Source organism: Croceivirga radicis, from assembly GCF_002072105.2.
In the GTDB taxonomy this organism is placed as follows: Bacteria; Bacteroidota; Bacteroidia; order Flavobacteriales; family Flavobacteriaceae; genus Croceivirga; species Croceivirga radicis.
In genome coordinates this window covers 147,851-167,426 of record NZ_MTBC01000006.1, presented here as the reverse complement: position 1 = coordinate 167,426, position 19,576 = coordinate 147,851, and the positions used below count along the sequence as shown (strand labels likewise).

The 19,576-nt window shown below is 37.7% G+C and carries 13 protein-coding genes; 5 read left to right on the top strand and 8 right to left on the bottom strand.

Annotated elements, in window-relative coordinates; all coding sequences use genetic code 11:
• Window positions 1-19: 19 nt before the first annotated feature.
• The 4 genes from BUL40_RS10570 to BUL40_RS10555 all read left to right on the top strand — a co-directional run bounded on the left by BUL40_RS10570 (window position 20) and on the right by BUL40_RS10555 (window position 3,824).
• Window positions 20-952, top strand: a complete 933-nt coding sequence (locus tag BUL40_RS10570; RefSeq protein ID WP_080319234.1) for a mevalonate kinase family protein — start codon at window positions 20-22, stop codon at window positions 950-952.
• 6 nt (window positions 953-958) lie between these two features.
• Complete coding sequence (locus BUL40_RS10565) at window positions 959-1,864, top strand: geranylgeranylglycerol-phosphate geranylgeranyltransferase (protein ID WP_080319233.1); 906 nt, start codon at window positions 959-961, stop codon at window positions 1,862-1,864.
• A 78-nt stretch (window positions 1,865-1,942) separates the two neighbouring features.
• Window positions 1,943-2,785: a pseudouridine synthase gene (locus tag BUL40_RS10560; protein ID WP_080319232.1), complete on the top strand. Its 843-nt coding sequence runs from the start codon at window positions 1,943-1,945 to the stop codon at window positions 2,783-2,785.
• 100 nt (window positions 2,786-2,885) lie between these two features.
• Complete coding sequence (locus BUL40_RS10555; RefSeq protein ID WP_244901858.1) at window positions 2,886-3,824, top strand: YihY/virulence factor BrkB family protein; 939 nt, start codon at window positions 2,886-2,888, stop codon at window positions 3,822-3,824.
• Here BUL40_RS10555 and BUL40_RS10550 read toward each other — a convergent pair.
• The 5 genes from BUL40_RS10550 to BUL40_RS10530 form a co-directional block, all read right to left on the bottom strand.
• A complete protein-coding gene (locus tag BUL40_RS10550) occupies window positions 3,791-4,714 on the bottom strand; it encodes a PorP/SprF family type IX secretion system membrane protein (RefSeq protein WP_080319231.1) in 924 nt (307 codons plus the stop codon). The genes BUL40_RS10555 and BUL40_RS10550 overlap by 34 nt on opposite strands.
• Before the next feature lie 3 nt (window positions 4,715-4,717).
• Window positions 4,718-11,854: a BspA family leucine-rich repeat surface protein gene (locus BUL40_RS10545; protein ID WP_080319230.1), complete on the bottom strand. Its 7,137-nt coding sequence runs from the start codon at window positions 11,852-11,854 to the stop codon at window positions 4,718-4,720.
• Window positions 11,855-12,123: 269 nt separating this feature from the next.
• Window positions 12,124-13,731, bottom strand: coding sequence for an AraC family transcriptional regulator (locus tag BUL40_RS10540; RefSeq protein ID WP_080319229.1), 1,608 nt, complete (start codon window positions 13,729-13,731; stop codon window positions 12,124-12,126).
• Between the two features lie 35 nt (window positions 13,732-13,766).
• Window positions 13,767-14,303, bottom strand: a complete 537-nt coding sequence (locus BUL40_RS10535) for a hypothetical protein (RefSeq protein WP_010518188.1) — start codon at window positions 14,301-14,303, stop codon at window positions 13,767-13,769.
• Between the two features lie 155 nt (window positions 14,304-14,458).
• Window positions 14,459-14,989 carry a hypothetical protein gene (locus BUL40_RS10530; protein ID WP_080319228.1) on the bottom strand — a complete coding sequence of 177 codons (531 nt, stop codon included), beginning with the start codon at window positions 14,987-14,989 and terminating at the stop codon, window positions 14,459-14,461.
• Window positions 14,990-15,298: 309 nt separating this feature from the next.
• Between BUL40_RS10530 and BUL40_RS10525 the strand changes: the two genes are divergently transcribed.
• Window positions 15,299-16,375, top strand: a complete 1,077-nt coding sequence (locus tag BUL40_RS10525) for an endonuclease/exonuclease/phosphatase family protein (RefSeq protein WP_080319227.1) — start codon at window positions 15,299-15,301, stop codon at window positions 16,373-16,375.
• On the opposite strand, the gene argH is transcribed toward BUL40_RS10525, so the two are convergent.
• The 3 genes from argH to argB form a co-directional block, all read right to left on the bottom strand.
• Entirely contained in the window at window positions 16,372-17,652 is a 1,281-nt protein-coding gene (gene argH, locus BUL40_RS10520; protein WP_080319226.1) for an argininosuccinate lyase, read from the bottom strand. The genes BUL40_RS10525 and argH overlap by 4 nt on opposite strands.
• A gap of 68 nt (window positions 17,653-17,720) precedes the next feature.
• Window positions 17,721-18,788, bottom strand: a complete 1,068-nt coding sequence (locus BUL40_RS10515) for a M20 family metallo-hydrolase (protein WP_010518195.1) — start codon at window positions 18,786-18,788, stop codon at window positions 17,721-17,723.
• Window positions 18,785-19,561: an acetylglutamate kinase gene (gene argB / locus BUL40_RS10510; protein WP_080319225.1), complete on the bottom strand. Its 777-nt coding sequence runs from the start codon at window positions 19,559-19,561 to the stop codon at window positions 18,785-18,787. The genes BUL40_RS10515 and argB overlap by 4 nt, the downstream gene beginning before the upstream one ends.
• Window positions 19,562-19,576: the final 15 nt, after the last annotated feature.

Here is a 19,576-nt window from a genome sequence, read left to right as displayed (position 1 = left end):
AGCTTTTTGGTTAGAAATTATGAAGGGACCATTATTTTATTCAAAAATTTTACTCTTTGGTGAGTATGGAATTATCAAAGATTCTAAAGGACTTTCTATACCATATAATTTTTATAAGGGTGCTTTAAAATCATCAAATAACCTGTCTGATAGTGCAAAGCAGTCTAACGAAAGCTTAAATAGGTTTGCCAATTATCTGGAAAACTTACAATCAGAAGATTTGGTGTTGTTTGATATAAAAACACTTAAAAACGACATTGCCAACGGTATGTATTTTGATAGTTCTATTCCGCAAGGCTATGGTGTTGGTAGTAGTGGTGCCTTGGTTGCCGCTATTTATGACAAATATGCACAAGATAAAATCACGGTTCTAGAGAATTTAACAAGAGAAAAATTGTTGAAATTAAAGACCATTTTTGGTAAAATGGAATCCTTTTTTCATGGTAAAAGCTCTGGATTGGACCCGTTAAATAGCTATTTGAGTTTACCTATTCTTATTAACTCCAAGGATAATATAGAATCTACTATTTTACCAACTCAGAATAAAGAAGGTAAAGGTGCTGTTTTCTTGTTAGATAGTGGAATGGTAGGGGAAACGGCTCCTATGGTTCAAATATTCATGGAGCAAATGAAAAATGAGGGCTTCAGAAATATCATTAAAGAAAAATTTGTAAAACATACAGATGCTTGTGTAGAGCATTTTCTAAATGGGGATATCAAAGGGCTATTTGGTCACGTAAAACAACTATCTCATGTTGTTTTGGATAATTTTAAACCAATGATTCCAAAACAATTTCATCAACTTTGGCAAAAAGGAATTGAATCTAACGATTACTATTTAAAACTTTGTGGTTCTGGAGGTGGGGGCTATATCTTAGGTTTTACAGAAGATATAGAAAAGGCAAAACAAGCTTTAAAAGGGCATAAACTAGAAGTAGTCTACAACTTTTAGCAGACTATGCTAAGCCGAAAAAACAAACTTCTTTTATTTAAATTATTAAGTCTCTTCTCTGTTGTAAGAGGGTATAATGTGCTTATAATTACCTTGGCACAGTACTTGGCCAGTATTTATATATTAGCTCCGGATTGGCCGTTGAGAAAGGTAGTCTTAGATATTAACCTCTTTTTAATTGTAACGGCATCTGCCTTGGTCATTGCCGCGGGTTACATTATAAACAACTTCTACGATGCGGAAAAGGATTTAATTAACAAGCCTACCAAAAGCATGCTAGATCGTTTGGTGAGTCAAAAGTTTAAGTTAACCACCTATTTTGTTCTCAATTTTGTGTCCATAGTTGCAGCAAGTTATATATCGTTTAAGGCAGTGGTGTTTTTTTCTGCATATATTTTTGGAATATGGATTTACTCACACAAGTTAAAACGGATTCCACTGCTAGGAAATTTAGTTTCTGCCACCTTGGCAATTTCTCCGTTCTTCGTCGTTTTTGTGTACTACAAAAATTTCGAGCCTGTAATATTTGTTCACGCTATCTTTTTATTCTTACTCATTCTATCTAGGGAAATTATAAAGGATTTGGAAAACTTGGCAGGAGATATTGCCCAAAACTATAAAACATTTGCTGTTGTATACGGAGTTTCTAAAGCTAAATTATTAATTGGTTGTCTGTTATTGTTTACTATGATACCGGCCTATTTATTAATACATGATTTTAAAGTGGGCTATATGTATCTCTATTTTTATTTGTGTATTGGATTAATTTTGGCTGTATTAGTACTTCTCTTTAGAGGCACTTCAAAAAAACAGTATGTCTATATGCATAATCTACTTAAGCTGATTATAGTACTAGGCGTTTTTAGTATTTTATTGATAGATGTGGATTTAGTTTTAAATAGGGTGATTTAGAAAAGAATAGCTAAATAATTGATAATAGTAATAGTTGCTTTCTTTTATCAACTACATTTGCAAAAAATTTAAAGACTGATGAGAAAATCAGACAACGAACGCAATCGTAGACCTTCTAACAATAAAGGAGGCAACTTTAAAAAGAAACCTTTCAATAAGGGAGGTTCAAAGCCATTTAAATCGGCTCCTAAAAAAACAAATAGCAACCCGGATTTAATTCGTTTAAACAAGTACATAGCCAATGCTGGTATTTGCTCGCGTAGAGAAGCAGATACATTTATTACGGCGGGTAATGTAACGGTAAACGGTAAACCAGTTACAGAACTTGGTTATAAGGTAAAGAAATCTGATGATGTTCGGTTTGACGGAAGAAGATTAAACCCAGAGAAAAAGGAATACGTGCTGTTGAACAAGCCAAAAAACTTTATTACCACCACCTCTGATGATAAGGGCAGAAGAACGGTAATGGAATTGGTTTCCAGTGCGTCTAAAAATAGATTATACCCCGTTGGCCGATTGGATAGAAATACAACCGGTCTATTATTGTTCACCAATGATGGTGAGCTGGCTAAGAAGCTAACGCATCCAAAACATAATGTTCGTAAAATATACCATGTGCACTTGGACAAGGCCCTAACCATGAGAGATTTGCAGCAAATTATGGAAGGACTAACCTTAGAAGACGGGCCTATTACGGTAGATGAGGTTAGTTATGTGCAAGGAGCAACCAAAAAAGAAGTGGGTATTGAAATACATTCTGGTAAGAATAGAATTGTACGTCGCATATTTGAACATCTTGGTTATACTGTGGTTAAGCTAGACCGTGTGGTGTTTGCTGGGCTTACCAAAAAAGATTTGCCAAGAGGACATTGGCGCTTTTTAACAGAACAAGAGGTGATTAATCTTGGAATGATACGATAAACATAAAGACCGACTTACACGTCGGTTTTTTTATGAATTGAAGTCGTCTTTTATGGTTTTGCGCTCACTTTAATTAGGTTAATATAGTACCTTTCTTTGTGTGAAGAAGTGGTTGAATATACTATTTGAATCTCCAGAGAAAAACGTTCGTTTTAGCTGGAAACACCTGCCGTTCTTGCTTAAGGAAACCTATTTTTCTTGGATAGATAAAGACCCATTTAAGCTTAGTGCGGTTACCGCCTATTATGCTATTTTGTCCTTACCGGCATTTTTGATCATGGTACTTAATTTAGTAGGTTCCGTTTGGGAAAAAGACTTGGTCCATGGTAAATTATTTGGAGAAATTGCAAGTGCCTTGGGTCCAGACACCGCAATGGCCATTCAAAATATGATCGCCAATAAGGGTAATGAAAATACTTCTTTGACCACCACCATATTGGGTGTGGGTATTTTGCTATATGGTGCCACCGGAGTCTTTTATCAATTACAAAACTCCCTTAATGAAATTTGGAACGCCAAGACCAATTATGCCAATGGCATAATTGCCATGTTCATTGGTAGGGTCAAAGGTTTGGGTTTTATATTAATTCTTGGTTTTCTATTGTTGATTAGCTTTATATTAACCTCTTTGTTATCCGTATTTTCAGAACAATTATCTGCTTTGTTTAGCATAGTAGACCTAAGGTGGGCCATGGTTGTAGATTTCTTGTTCTCCTTTGTATTTATATCACTCTTGTTCGCGGCTATGTTCAAATACCTTCCCAGTACGGTAGTTCCTTGGAAAGCTGTAAGTAGGGGAGCCATTTTAACTGCAATTTTATTTCTAGTAGGTAAATACGTGCTGGCATTTTATTTTAGCGAAGCAGAGCCCAGTTCTACCTACGGAACAGCAGGCTCTGTTATATTGGTAATGCTTTGGGTCTCTTATTCTAGTTTAATCGTTTTTTTTGGAGCCAATTTCACCAAGGTATTTCAAGATAAATACCTAACTGATTCTAGTTTAGATCAATTAAACGCAAAACCCCTGCCACCTCTATAATTTAATACGATACCATGAAAATTCCCCAAGGGTGAATTTGCGTTGGCGCTAGAGTAATTATACAATACCCTAAAGTTTTTAAAGGCATACAGACCGGCGAATAAATTTAAGCTACTGCTACTTCTAAAGCCAGCACCTACTTCTAATACATTTTTATAGCTTACGGATATATTCGCATCTACCTGAAAGGGAGCCCCTGCTTCGTGTTTAAGTAAAACACTTGGTTTCATTATGTAGGTTGGGTCGTATTTGTTCGTGATGAAATGATAACCTAAATAGCCATAGATAGGCCGCGTTAGGTTTAAATTTTGGGAATTGGCAAAAGTATCCCCCAAAATATTTGGTGCGGAAATACCTGCAAAAAAATTTTCATGCCCAAATAGAAAGCCTAATCCAGCCATTGGCAAAGTCTCGTTTATGTTTTCGGAGAAATTGGCATCGTTCTGAATTTGTAGACTCAGCAGGTCTTCATTATAACTAAGTACACCTGCCGTTACGCCAAAAGAGAGCACAGTTCGTTCAAAGACCTGCCAATAAGGCCTGTTCTTCTTCCAATCAAAAAATAGTTTGTATGAAAATGCAGCAAAACCTTGCGTAGCCTTTGTAACGCCTATTTCGTCTGAAATTACGGCCGCACCCAGTCCCATTTTCCCTTGTTGTAAAGGCGCAGTAAAGCTAAAGCTTAGGTTCTTGGGCGTGTTTTGTATTTCACTTCCAAATCCAGAATTGCTCAATACCGCCTCTGTACCATTAAAGGAGCCGGAATACGCGGGGTTGATCAAGAACGGATTTACATTATATTCTGCGAATACGGGTGTTTGTTGGCAAAAGGAAAAATGTGTTCCTGCCATTAAAAGACCTAGGTAAAGTAGTTTTTTTATTTGGTTCATAGCTTATCTTTTTAAGACAACAAAGCCTTTGGTTGTTTGTAGGTTATGATTTTCAGGTAAGATTATCGTGAAGAAATAGGTTCCCTCCGGTAGTTGGTCCGCGCCCAATCCCATAAGTTGGTTCGCCTGCCCGCTGAATACTTTGTCCGCATTGTTATAGCCCTCTATTTTAAAGACCAAGTCCCCCCATCTGTTATAGATGTATACGGTGTTTTCCGGATAGGCTTCTATACCGTTAATTTCCCAGAATTCGTTAACTCCGTCGCCATCTGGTGAAAAGCCATATTTAGAAGCAACTTTTTCCTCCTCTGGCTCTTCTTCCGTTACGAATGATTCTATGCTGCAATTTTCAGCATCCCCTAAGGCATTATAAGGGATTATGCTAACAAATAGCTCCTGTCCATATGGTAAGTCGGCCGTAAAGGAATAATTGGTCAAGATACCAAGGTCGGTTCTTGGTACTATTTCATCACCTCCAGCGGTGGTTCCTACGGTCAAATAGTAGCCATCTGCATTGTCAATGGCGTTCCATCTTAAATCGGTTGAAATGGAAACTGATGTTGCCCCGTTCAAAGGAGCTGTCAAGCTGGTACAGCTTGGTATGGTAGCGACCGTTTCGGTAGTAAACGATTCTTCGGTACAACCTGTTGTGTTACCCACTCCGTTGTACGGAACTAGCGTTACGAATATTTGTGTGTTCTCCGGTAAATCGGCAGGCAAATCAAATGTAGTACCGGTAACATCCTCGGCGTCCAAGATATCGCTAGCACCAGCTGTGGTACCTACGGTTAAATAGTAGCCATCGGCATTGGCAACTGCGTTCCAACTTAAATCGGTAGCAACGGAGACACCTGTAGCAGCATTAAGTGGTGCACTTAAACTAGTACAATTTGGAACAGTAGCCAAGGTCTCGGAGGTAAAGGATTCTTCGGTACAGCTTGTTGCGTTACCCACTCCGTTGTACGGAACAACAGTTACGAATATTTGTGTGTTCTCTGGTAAATCGGTAGGCAAATCAAAAGTAGTACCGGTAACATCCTCGGCATCCAAGATATCATTGCCGCCAGCTGTAGTACCTACGGTCAAGTAATAGCCATCAGCGTTAGCAATAGGGTTCCAACTTAAATCGGTAGAAACGGAGACACCTGTAGCAGCATTAAGCGGTGCACTTAAACTAGTACAATTTGGAACAGTAGCCATGGTCTCGGTAGTAAACGATTCTTCGGTACAGCCTGTTGCATTACCAACACCGTTGTACGGAACAACAGTTACGAATATTTGTGTGTTCTCCGGTAAATCGGCAGGTAAATCAAATGTAGTTCCTGTAACATCTTCGGCGTCCAAGATATCGCTAGCACCAGCGGTGTTTCCCACGGTCAAATAGTACCCATCTGCATTGGCAACTGCGTTCCAAGTTAAATCGGTAGTGATCGAAACATCGGTAGCACCGTTCAAAGGCATGCTCAAATTGGTACAACTAGGTACGGTTGGTAAGGTCTCGGTAGTAAACGATTCTTCGGTACATCCGGTAGCACTTCCTACAGCATTGTAAGGAACTAGTGTCACGAAAATTTGAGTGTTTTCCGGTAAATTGGCTGGTAGGTCAAAGGTAGTTCCTGCAACATCTTCGGCATTCAATATATCGTTGCCACCAGTAGTTGTACCTACAGTTAAGTAGTACCCGTCTGCATTAGCAATAGCATTCCAACTTAAATCGGTAGTGATTGAAACATCTGTAGCACCGTTCAAAGGCGTATTCAAATTGGTACAACTAGGTACGGTTGGTAAGGTCTCGGTAGTAAACGATTCTTCGGTACATCCAGTAGCACTTCCAAAAGAATTGTAAGGAACTAGCGTCACGAAAATTTGAGTGTTTTCTGGCAAATCGGAAGGCAAGTCAAAAGTAGTCCCCGTAACATCTTCAGCATTCAAGATATCATTACCACCAGCGATGGTTCCCACGGTTAAATAGTACCCATCAGCATTGGCTGATGCATTCCAACTAATATTGGTTCCTATAGCTACGTCTGTTGCAGCATTTAATGGATTGCTCATTGACGTACAGTTTGGTGGGTCTGATAAAGTCCCTGCTCCTGTTGTAAATGATTCTTCGATACAACCAGTTGCATCTCCTATAGCGTTGTAAGGAATAATACGAACGAAATGCGTCCTATTTGCTTGGAGGTCTGAACTAAAGGAATAGGTGGTGGTATTACCAACATCTATATTATTTACTACTTCTATTCCACCAGAGGTTATACCTACACTAACTAAGTATCCAGTTGCATCTGCAATGGCATTCCAGCTTAAATCTGTATCAATAGGTACATTTACAGCTCCGTTGGTTGGACTGGAAATTGTAGTACATGATGGAGGAACTGGAATAAATTCCGTTCTAAAAGATTCTTCAATACACCCAGTGGCAAGGCCTTCTTCATTGTAAGGTAGAATAGTAACATAAATTAAAGTGTCTTCTGGTAAATCCGTAGAAAAATCATATTCGGTTACATTACCTACATCTTCATTGTTAACTAAATCTGTACCTCCGGGGGTTGTTCCTACATTGATTCTGTATCCATCTGCATTGCCAACAACAGTCCAGTTTAAATCTGTGTCAAAAGGAACATCGGTAGCGTTATTCAGCGGTAAGGTTAAGTTGGTGCAATCTGGAACGGTTGGTGGGTCGTTTGTAACGGTAAAACTTTCTTCCGTACAAGGCCCAACCGCATCACCATTTTCATTGGATGGAATAATGGTAACATAAACGGTAACACCGGGGTTAAAATCCGCAGCGAATTCAAATGAGGTGTTATTTACGACCACTTCGTTATTTAAGATATCTGTTCCTCCTGGTGAGGTGCCAACAAATAATTTGTATTCTCTTGCAAATTGAACCGCTTCCCAGGTAATATTAGTATTAACGGGAACATCCGTGTCGCCATTCAAAGGTGCAACCAGTTGGGTACAATCTGGGATGGGGCAATCAAGTACATCGCCAGTAAAAGTCCACCCAAAATTGTCTATCATAGATTGGCGTTCTTCAACCGCATCACAATACGGTAGGGTATTGGCTCCTAGGTTAATACCAGGAGTTACTATTTGTTCTGACCATGCGATTAAGGTGTTGTCATAATTTTCTCTTGAAAGAGCTGTATCATCCAGCATGCCTTGCATGTTGGTTACATTACTTACATCCCAATCCCCTAAAAATTGATTAAACGAAGTCGCATCATGAAACATATCTCGCATAGAAACGGTACCAATTAGCCATTGATCAAAAGATTGGTCTAGCGCACTAGCACCAAAGAACATTCTCTCCATATTGGTTACCCCGTTTACCCGCCAATTGTTTAAACTTTGATTGTAACTACTAGCACCATTGAACATATCTTGCATTGTAGTTACCGCCCTAACATTCCAATCGTTTATGGAGCTATTGAAGGAAGTAGCCTCTTGGAACATGCCACGCATAGTAGTTACAGATGCCACGTTCCATGCGTTTAAAGATTGATTAAAGGCACTTGCCTCTCTAAACATTTCTTGCAGGGTGGTAACAAAGGAAGTGTTCCAAGCAGAAATATCTTGGTCAAAAACAATTGCTCCATAGAACATTTCGGCCATATTTTGAGCCTCACCGGTATCCCAAGTATTAAGGGGTTGGTTAAAAGCCTCGGCCTCTTTGAACATGGAATTGAAATTGGTGACCACCCCTACGTTCCAATTGTTCAAAGGTTGGTTAAAAGCTAAAGCTGCATCGAACATGGATGGCATTAGGGTTACCGAACTTACATTCCAAGTATTGATGGGTTGATCAAATACTTCGGCATGCTCAAACATAGCGCTCATATTAGCAACAGCACTTACATCCCAATTATCTAAGGGTTGGTTAAATACTTGGGCGCTCCTAAACATACCGCTCATGTTTACAACAGAGTTCACATCCCAATTGTTCATTGGTTGGTTGTAAGAGATGGCATAGTTAAACATGTTGCTCATGTTGGTTACGTTAGTTACGTTCCAGCTATCAATATTTTGATTAAAAGCCTCTGCTCTAGAAAACATGGAGTTCATGGTGGTAACAGCACCAACATTCCAATTATTCAGTGGTTGGTCAAATGCTGTTGCGTCGTAGAACATTTGGCTCATATCTGTAACAGACGATACATCCCAACTATTGATGTTCTGGTTAAACAATTCTGCATCATAGAACATGGCAGACATGTCTATGACGTTCCCAGTATTCCAGTTATTTAAAGGTTGATTAAATACTTCTGCTCTTTGGAACATTTCTGACATATCTGTTACCTGACTTACATTCCAACTGTTAATAGGTTGGTCAAAAGCCTGTGAGCTTTGAAACATACGTCCCATATTTGTAACACTACCAGTATCCCAACTACTTAAATCTTGGTTGAAATCCTGTGTTTGGGCGAACATAAAATTCATGTTGGTCACTTGGCTAACATCCCAATTGTCCAAAGGTTGGTTAAATAATTGAGCAGCCCCAAACATTCCATACATATTGGTAACATTGCTGGTGTCCCAACTGTTTAATGGCTGATTAAAAATTCGTGCAGAAATAAACATGCTCTGCATGTTGGTAATATTGCTAACATCCCAATTGTCTATTGCACCATCAAATAAGTAACAACCGGAAAACATGTTGGAGGCTATCTCTACTTGCGAAAGGTTGGGCACATCTGTAGCGTTGTATTCCATATTTTCGCAACCATAAAATGCATAATTCATAGATTGCCAAACTTGGGTGCCCCATTGATCAATAGAAATAAGTTTAATATGATCAGAATTACTTACATAATGATAGGGAGCCGGAAAATCTCCAATAATAGCTACTGTATAAACACCTGGTGTTAAGTATGTATGTGTAATTTCACCGGTAACATTATTATTATACTGTCCGTCTCCCCAATCAATTGAATAATTATAGGTTAAGTAACCTGGATAACCTGTATTTGCTTCAATTTTTAACTGATTGGCAGGTGTTGAGCCAGATTCTGTGATGCTAGTATCATAGGTTAATTTGAAGGCATCAGGACTATTAACCCAACTTTCAACTACTGTAAACGAAAGTTCTTGGCAGCCGGTTGCAGGTCCTTCAGTATTATAAGGCACTACTGTTACGTAAACCGTATCACCGGCTTGAAATTCATTGGAAAAACTAAGACCAACCACATTACCTACATCATAGTTGTTTAATGTGTTCCCGTTTAGAGAAGCGTAATTTCTATTACCGCCACGTTCAATTTCTAAGGTAATACGATAACCATCGGCATTAGGAGCAGGATTCCATCTAATATCACTGTTGGCAGGTGTCATAGTGTCTCCTGCGGCCGGCATGGTAATTTCCGTACAGAGTACATAAGAACAGTTTACATTGTCTCCAGTAATGGTCCAACCGTTTGTGTCTATTAATCCTTGCCTTTGATTTAATGCATCGCAATATTGTAGTCCATTTGCTCCTAGGCTAACTCCATTCTGAACGGCTTGGCCTGCCCAACCAATTAAGGTATTATCATAATTTTCTTGAGATATTCCACTATTAGAAAGCATGTTACTCATTTGAGTGGCGTTAGCAATATTCCAATTGGCTAGATTTTGATCAAATGAACTCGCATTCAAAAACATTGCGGTAAACTGTGTTACATTGGAGACGTTCCACGTGCTAATGTCTTGGTTAAAATCTGTTGCTAAGCGGAACATATCCCTAAAGCTTGTAATACCAGATACATCCCAATTATCTAAAGGTTGGTTAAAAGCCGTTGCATCAAAGAACATACCTTCAATTGCTGTAACACTACCAATATTCCATGAGTTCAAGGGTTGGTTAAAAGCCGTTGCTTCATTAAACATTTGACTCATATTTGTAACATTGCTAACGTCCCAGTTATCTATATTTTGATTAAAAGCAGGGTTTTCTTCGAACATACCTCGCATGTTGGTTACGCCACTAACGTTCCACATACTTATGTCTTGATTAAATGCAGAATTATCCCTAAACATGTATTCCATGTCTGTTACGTTACTCACATCCCAATTATCTAAGGGTTGGTTGAAGACTGCTCCCCATATCCAACCATCAAACATCTCGGACATGTCCGTAACGTTGCTTACGTTCCAATTGTTTATGGGTTGGTCAAATGATCGGTTTCTATGAAACATTTGAGACATATTGGTTACAGTACTCACATCCCATAGGTTTAAAGGCTGGTTGAATTGTGATTCCCTAAAAGTAGCTTCCATAGTAACCACATTACTTACGTTCCAGTTGTTTATTGGTCTATTGAATGCAGAGCCTTGAAATGTACCCGTAAGGTCGGTAATATTACTTACGTCCCAATTGTCTAAGGGCTGATTAAAATTGCCTGTATATCTAAACGTTCCAATTAAATTGGTGAGATTTGAGATGTTCCAATTGTTGATATTTTGGTTAAAGGAAGATGCTTCTGATAAGAAAAACTCCATATCAGTGACAGCTGCAACATTCCAATTGTCCAAAGGTTCATTAAATGCCCTTGCTCTGTGAAAGGTGTAAGACATATCGGTAATGTTAGCTGTGTTCCAAAGATCCAAAGGCCTATTAAAAATGGTACATTCCTGAAACATTCCTGATATATTGGTTATAGTGCTAACATCCCAATTGTTAACAATACCATTGAAGGCTTCGCAGCCATTAAACATATTTTGTAGTGTGGTAACCTGAGAGAGGTCTGGTGAATCAATAGCATCAAAATTTAAGTTTTCGCAGCCATAGAATGCGTTCTCCATGGTTTGCCATTGGATATTGCCCCATGCCAATATTTCTATGATTTTTAATTTATCACTGGCATTTTCATCGTTAAAATAGATAGATGGAAAGGTGCCGCTAATTTCTATAGTATACGTGCCAGCAGTTGCATAAGTGTGGGTTATGTTTCCGGTAACACCAGTATCTATGTTGCCGTCTCCCCAATCAACATCATAATTGTAAGTAGTGAAGGCTGGGTTGGTGGGTATGGTTACTTCGTTATTGGCAGAAGAACCCGATTCTGTATTATTGGTATTCCATATAGATCTAAAAGACTGACCATGTACATTTACTACTAGTAAAAAAATACAACTGAAAAGTAATTTTTTAAACATATACTTAGGTTTGGTTTGGTAACAATGATGATAGGTTAGGGGTTTACATTGCGTTAGAAAAACACAGTGGGTTTTTCCGTAAAACTATATTTTAAGTAGCTTTAAGGGATACCCCGAAAACAGGGTTTTTTTAAATAACAGGTTAACCCTAACCAGAAAATCGTTGTCTTTGTTTTTTTGGTTAACGGCAGAGAAAAGCTAGGTAGTATGCCATTTGTACCACTCGTCCGAGTGGTACATGTTTTTTTAAAATGTAGTAGAATTAAGGGTTACCCCAAGAACTTATTTCTGTATTCAGAAGGGGTAAGGCCGGTATAATTTTTAAACAATCGGTTAAAGGTAGTTTTGCTTTTAAACCCGGAATCAAATGCAATGGCTATAAGTTTGGTCTCTTTATGCTTTTTGTTCTTAAGCATTTCTTGTGCGGCCAGTATACGATAAGAATTTATAAAGTTGTAAAAGTTTTGATTGAATCCTTTATTTAAAACTTCGGAAAGATGATGGCTACTGATGTTAATTTGTTCCGCTAAATCTTTTTGTGATAGTTCGCTATCTAAGTATGGTCTATTAGTTTTTATATGTGTGGTTAATCTTGCTTTGTATGCTTCAAAATCTTCTTCGTTAATAGAAGAGCTCTTGTAGGAGGCCTTCTGTTTTGCATCCGTTTTAGAGGATTTTTGTTGAGCATCCAAAGGTTCTTCTGTTTCTTTTTGAAGTACCAAAAATTGTTCTCTTAATAGTGTATTTTGTTTTTTGGTTTTAATCCTATAAAACAACAATAACGAACTCAACAACACCAAACAACCACCAAAGATCAAACTAAATTTTTTAAACTTGCTTTCATTTTGTGCCAAGTCAAATATTGCACGGTCCTTATCTTTTATAATCGCATTTTTGTCAGATAGGTCTTTTTGTAAATCAACTTTTATGGCATCTTGCTGCGTTGCCAAAATCTCATTTTGTATTTGTAGATAACTTTCCTTGGCTTTGCTACTAGCTTCTAGATTACCGGTAGCTTTTAAAACTTCGCTTAAATGTAAATAGGTCTCCGCTTCAATTTGGTTTAGTTTTTTGGTTTGGGCTATTTTGGTGGCTTCTTCTAAGAATGTTATAGCTGCTTCAATTTCTCCTAGTTTCCATTTGGCCAATGCCAAACTAGTGAGTAGCCAAGCACGTTCTTTCGTTGGTGCGGCGGTATGTTTTAAGTTTAAGCCGTCCAATGCGGCAAGTTTAGCTTTTTTAAATTTTTTCTCTTTAAAATAAAGTTCACTAATACTGTTAAAGGCCGTTGCTACAATTATTTCATTATTAATAGCCAAACCTAATTCTTTGGTTTTGGTGTGGTATTCTAACACTTTATCTAGCTGCCCAATTTTTTGATAATTAGTAGCAAGACCGTTATAGGCAGAGGCTCTTATTTTGGGATTGTCTTCATATTCATCTAAAAGTGATAACACGGTTTCCATTACATTAATGGCTTTATTGTGTGATCCAATAGCATTATAAACATTGCCAAGATTTACCAATACAATAATTTTAGACCTATAATCTTCTGGTGATGCATCACAAAGTTCCAATGCATTTCTGTAAAGTCTAATTGCCTTATCCTGTTGTGCCCTATTGTTAAAATAGATAGCTTGGTTAACCATGCCAAGTACTTGAAATTTGGTGTTTTGGTTTGTTTTTCCAAGAAGTACAAGAGAATCACTCAATAGCTTATGCTGTTCATAGTCACCATTGGCATATGCCGTTTGTAGCTTTTTAAGATAGCTATTGGCTTTTTGGTCTATGTTGCTTTTTAAGGTATCAACTTCCTGTCCGTAAATAAATAGTTGACCTAAAAAGAGTAAAATAAATAAGTTGGGGGATAATCTCATTTAAAATTAAATCTTTAAAGTAAAACTAAATATAGTTAAAACCTGCTAACTGTTAAATCATGTTGTTTGGCATAGGGTACCGAGGTTTGCATTAAATCTTGGTATAACGACTTTAATTTTTTACGTTTTTCTTGATCTAAATGAATCATCAAGTCTTGTATGGTAGTGGCATCTTCTCTATTGTCAATGAGCTGGGCAATGGCTATATAATCGTTTTTATAAGTTTCATGGGCAAAATTATAAAGGGCTAAAGAAGCATTGATCATGTCTTTGGTTTCTTCTGTTGGCTTTAAACTTTCAATTTCCATTATATAGCTTTCAACATTTGGAATTAAAAATGTCTCTATATGCTCTTGTATGCTTATGGTCTTAACCTTTCTGTTGTTTTGAATGGCTACCAAATTATTAGCATCTCTAAATTCTATAAAGCTCTTAAGGTCTTTGCTTCCAAACCCCCAAAATATATCTGTAGACTTGGTGGTTTTACTATAATATAAATCTGGCGATTGTGTTTTACAGCTGGCAAACGTAATTAATAATAGTACTAAAGTGGATGTGAAAAATCGTGTCATTGATGTTGGTTTTTGAGGTTGTAAAATTACCTTGGGGCCAACATGGATCAATCCCTGTTTTCAGGGGTTTACACCTAACGGAATAGCGTGATTTTATCTCAAGATCAAACAAAAAAAACCGACCTTGCGTCGGTTTTTGAACTATTTGTTATTAATTAATGGATAATTACCTCAATGTTATTGGCTTCTGCATAGGGCAGTGCCAAGGCCCATAATTCTGAATGTAATACATCAAATCTTGGAACTTTTAAACTATCTAGTTTAATAAGTTCCAGATTAATTGCATCTGCAGATTCATTGTTGTCTATCATTTTAGCAATAGCAATGTATTCTTTGGAATACGTGTTCTTGGCATATTCAAAAACCTCCAAACTTTTTACTATCATTTCTTTTGTTTCCTCAGTTGCTTTTAGCGTTCTAATTGTCTCAATGTTTGTTTCAATGTCTGGTATTATATACCCTTTAATGTATTCTTCTACCTTGGTTGTAGGTTTTACTTGATTTCCTTTGACTATGAACAAGTTATTGGTTTCTTTTAATTCTATAAATCGTATTAGATCATTACTTCCAAAACCCACAAGCTTGTTGCTGTTTAATGCGGCCCTATCAAAATAATTTTCTGCAGATGTAAAGTTGCAAGCGGTAACCAGTACACCTATAAATATTAAGGAAAAGAAGTTTTTCATGATGCGTTTTTGTTTGCCGTAAAATTAAGGAAGACAGGTAATGTTTTAACCCCTGTTTTCCGTTAAAAAAGACTATAGTTGATTAAAAGAGTTAATACTATTTTGATATACAGTAAATTATAAATTTATAGGCTGGTATATTGCAAACAAAAACATGAAAGCAGGCTCGTTATTAAGCATAGCAAAAGTTTTTGCTAAAAGTAAAAAGGTAAAGATTCTATTGGTTGGTGCCCAGTTGGGGTATCTGGGTTATACATATCTAAAAAATAGAAATCAAAATAAGGCAGAAATTACTCAAGAGTAAGCAAAATGGTAGTAAAATGGATTTTACGGGTATTTGCTATTCTGGTTATTTTATTAACCTTATTTCCGTATTTATCTTTTAATCAATGGTACGTTCGTATTTGGGATTTTCCACACCTACAGATTGCGCTATTAACTTTATTTGCCATAGCACTTTATTTTATTAAGTTCAATTTAAAAAGTAAATCGGATTATGCGGTAGTCTTGGCCCTCACTGGGTGCTTCTTGTTTCAGAGCGTTAAAATTTATCCCTATACGGCTTTTGCTGATAAGGAGATGGGTAATGCAAGCGCCAATGTCACCACCTCTTTGAGCGTTTATGCCGCAAATGTATTGCAGAAAAACAAAAAAGTAGAAGCGGTAGTAAAAGATGTTTCAAAATATCAGTCTGATGTGGTTTTGTTAACCGAAACTAACGAGAGGTGGAAAAACGCTGTAGTGAATAAATTAGAAGCAGCATATAAACATTCGTTCTTAGTACCAAAAGAAAACACCTATGGCATGCTGTTGTTCTCTAAATATCCGTTATATGAAACCAAGGTGAAGTATCTTGTAGAAGACACCATACCGTCTATACATACCAAGGTAATAATAGATACAAAAGACACTATTCAATTATTTGCTATTCATCCCGCACCGCCTACTCCACAACACAATCCTTCTTCCGTAGATCGGGATGCAGAGATGATGAAGATTACCCAGTTAACTCGAGAAACAGAATACCCTGTAATTGTTTTAGGAGACTTTAATGATGTAGCATGGTCAGAAACCACAGCATTATTTCAAAGGGTTAGTGGACTGTTGGATATGCGAAAAGGAAGAGGGTTTTTTAATACCTACAATGCCAATAGTTGGTTGATGCGGTGGCCGTTGGATCACGTATTCACCTCTGCAGATTTTAGGGTGATGCAAATAGAACGAGGTGCCGATATTGGCTCTGACCACTATCCATTTTATGCTAAACTTTCCTTGGAACCCAAATTGGCAGAAGAACAAAAGCTTCCACCACCTTCAAAAGAAGAAGTAGCAAAAGCTTTTGAACAAATCTCTGAGAAAGAAACTAGCCAAACAGCTGGCCATTAGGCAATAGCTTCCATCTTCTTTTTTATTTCTTCTAAACACAGATTTCCCAAACTACCTTCATGAGTGTGCTTTATATCTCTTTTGGGTTTAAAATTGCCATTTTCTATGGCCTTGCCCATGGTTTTGTAAGCATCCCTAAAGGGCATACCGCTTTTAACCATCTCATTTAACGTATCTACGCTAAACAGGTAATCGTACTTGGTGTCCGTTATAATGTCCGCATTCACTTTTATTTCTTTTAAACTAAAGTGGAGCATTTCCAAACAGGCTTTCATATCCTGAATAGCAGGTACAATTACTTCCTTTACCAACTGCAAATCCCTATGATATCCACTTGGTAAATTATTCATAATTAGGATTAACTGATTGGGCGTAGCTTGTACTTTATTGCATTTGGCACGAATTAGTTCAAATACATCCGGATTCTTCTTGTGTGGCATTATACTACTACCCGTAGTAAGCTCATTTGGAAAAGAGATAAAATTGAAATTTTGGCTCATATACAGCGTAATATCCATGGCCATTTTAGACAAGGTGGCTCCTAAACTAGAAATGCCAAAAGCCGTTGCTTTTTCTACTTTTCCACGTCCCATTTGAGCTGCCACCACGTTGTACTTTTGTGTAGCAAAATCCAATTCTGCTGTTGTAAAACTTCTATCTATAGGAAAAGAGCTTCCATAGCCGGCTGCGCTGCCTAACGGATTTTGGTCTGCAATTTTATACGCAGCATCTACAAAGTACAAATCGTCTATTAAACTCTCCGCATAGGCCGAAAACCACAATCCAAAAGAAGATGGCATGGCAATCTGCAAATGTGTATAACCAGGCAAAAGGGTTTTTTGATGTTTCTCGGCCAGTTTCATCAGTAAATCAAACAGCTGTTTGGTCTGAATTTTAATTTCTGATAGTTCTGCCTTTAAATACAACTGCATGGCAACTAAAACTTGGTCGTTTCTTGACCGTGCGGTATGAATTTTTTTACCTACATCTCCCAATTTTTCGGTAAGAATGTACTCTATCTTTGAGTGCATATCCTCAAAATCGTCTTCTATGGTAAAATTTCCTTTTTCTATGGATTTACCAATAGCCGTCAATTCTTTGACCAAAAGCTTCGCTTCCTCATCAGATATCAACCCTACTTTGGCCAACATTTTTGCATGCGCTGTGGAGGCGATTACATCATACTTGGCCAATAGTAAATCGAGCTCCCTGTCGTTACCAACAGTGAATGTGTCTATTTTTTTATCGGTACTGAATCCTTTGTCCCAGAGTTTCATTTTCTAGTTATTAGATTTTAGTTAGTAGTTATGAGTGATTAACTAGTACTATGTTTTTTATTAGAGAGTTACAAAAATCCCTCTAAAATATCTATATAAAGTTGTACCCCTTCATACACTTCATCCACATAGATAAACTCATCTGCTGAATGACTTCTAGGGCTATAGCCAGGGCCTAATTTTAAGGATTGACAGCTAAGTTCCGCTTGGTCTGATAGTGTAGGGCTACCATAAGTTTCCCTACCCAAGGCAATACCAGATTGCACCAATGGATGCTCAATTGGTATAGAACTACTGCTTAAATTCAATGACCGTGGTCTTAACTTGCAAGGAGCTTCACGCTGTAGCATTTCATTGATTTCTTCATTGGTATAACAATCGTTAACACGGGTATCTATAACTAAATCAACTTGAGCGGGTACTACATTATGTTGGCTACCCGCTTTAATTTGGGTAACCGTCATTTTTACCGGGCCTAATACATCAGATACCTTTTCAAATTGGTAGTTTTTAAACCATTCCAACACTTGTATGGTATTGTAAATGGCATTATTATCGTTTGGGTGGGCGGCGTGCGAGGGAGTGCCTTCGACGGTGCCTTCAAAAACTACCAAGCCTTTTTCCGCAATAGCCAATTGCATTTGGGTTGGCTCACCCACTATGGCCACATCAATCTCAGGTAGAATGGGTAACAAGGCCGAAATACTTTTATCGCCAGCATCTTCTTCTTCTGCCGTGGCACTCATGATAATGTTATAGCTCAAATCTTCTCGCTCATAAAAATGCACGAACGTGGCCAACAAGGAACACAGAGCACCACCAGCATCATTACTCCCTAATCCGTATAATTTGCCGTCTTCTATATGCGGATGAAAAGGGTCTTTGGTATAGGCTTTGTTTGGTTTAACCGTATCGTGATGGGAATTCAACAACAAGTTGGGTTTGTTCTCATCATAATACTTGTTAAAAGCATATATATTATTGTACTGTCTTTTGGTTGCCACCCCATGACCTTTTAACCAATTGTCTATTAACGTAGCCGTTTCATCTTCCTCTTCAGAAAAAGAAGGTATAGCGATTAATTGTTTTAGTAATTCTAGGGCTTCTGTGCCCAAGGCTTTTTTATCTAACTTCATAAAACCAATGTTGTATAGTTGGTGTTTGCTGTTTGAAACATTCCTAAATTTCCAATTTTTACTTGTTTCACCCCATTTTTTAAGGCGTGAAAACAATTATGCATCTTGGGCAACATACCGTCTACAATAATGCCTTTTGCAACCAAGGTATCGTAAGTAGTTGTATTAATATGCTTAATAACAGAATCTTTTCTGTTGATGTCTTCCAAGACCCCATCTAGTTCAAAACAATAATAGATGGTCGTGTTAAAATGGTTGCTAAGACCAATAGCTACTTCGGCGGTAATGGTATCTGCATTTGTGTTTAGCAATTGCCCTTTTTTATTATGCGTTAGTGCACAAAATACGGGAGTTAAACCTATGTGTATTAATTTACCAATGGTTTCTCCATCCACTCCTTTAACATCACCAGCAAACCCGTAATCAATTTCTGTAACGGAGCGTTTTTGTGCTTGTATGGTATTTGCATCCGCACCGCTTAACCCAATGGCATTTATGCCTTTGGCCTGTAATTGTGCCACCACGTTTTTATTTACGAGTCCACCGTAAACCATGGTAACCACCTCTAGCGTCGCCGCATCGGTAATACGGCGGCCGTTTACCATTTTTGGTTCTATACCTAACTGGGGTAACAACTGTGTTGCCTTTTTGCCACCGCCATGCACCAAAACTTTATGACCAGGCAATTGTGCAAATAGGGTAAGGAACTGGTCTAGCGCATCGCTATCCTCAATAATATTACCACCAATTTTAACTATGCTTAAATCTTCCATTTAAATTTTTTGTGT

Coding starts and splice junctions, on each gene's coding strand:
- BUL40_RS10525 (WP_080319227.1), top strand. CDS start 15,299: ATGGTAGTAAAATGGATTTTACGGGTATTTGCTATTCTGGTTATTTTA.
- BUL40_RS10545 (WP_080319230.1), bottom strand. CDS start 11,854: ATGTTTAAAAAATTACTTTTCAGTTGTATTTTTTTACTAGTAGTAAAT.
- BUL40_RS10560 (WP_080319232.1), top strand. CDS start 1,943: ATGAGAAAATCAGACAACGAACGCAATCGTAGACCTTCTAACAATAAA.
- BUL40_RS10550 (WP_080319231.1), bottom strand. CDS start 4,714: ATGAACCAAATAAAAAAACTACTTTACCTAGGTCTTTTAATGGCAGGA.
- argB (WP_080319225.1), bottom strand. CDS start 19,561: ATGGAAGATTTAAGCATAGTTAAAATTGGTGGTAATATTATTGAGGAT.
- BUL40_RS10530 (WP_080319228.1), bottom strand. CDS start 14,989: ATGAAAAACTTCTTTTCCTTAATATTTATAGGTGTACTGGTTACCGCT.
- BUL40_RS10535 (WP_010518188.1), bottom strand. CDS start 14,303: ATGACACGATTTTTCACATCCACTTTAGTACTATTATTAATTACGTTT.
- BUL40_RS10540 (WP_080319229.1), bottom strand. CDS start 13,731: ATGAGATTATCCCCCAACTTATTTATTTTACTCTTTTTAGGTCAACTA.
- argH (WP_080319226.1), bottom strand. CDS start 17,652: ATGAAACTCTGGGACAAAGGATTCAGTACCGATAAAAAAATAGACACA.
- BUL40_RS10570 (WP_080319234.1), top strand. CDS start 20: ATGAAGGGACCATTATTTTATTCAAAAATTTTACTCTTTGGTGAGTAT.
- BUL40_RS10565 (WP_080319233.1), top strand. CDS start 959: ATGCTAAGCCGAAAAAACAAACTTCTTTTATTTAAATTATTAAGTCTC.
- BUL40_RS10515 (WP_010518195.1), bottom strand. CDS start 18,788: ATGAAGTTAGATAAAAAAGCCTTGGGCACAGAAGCCCTAGAATTACTA.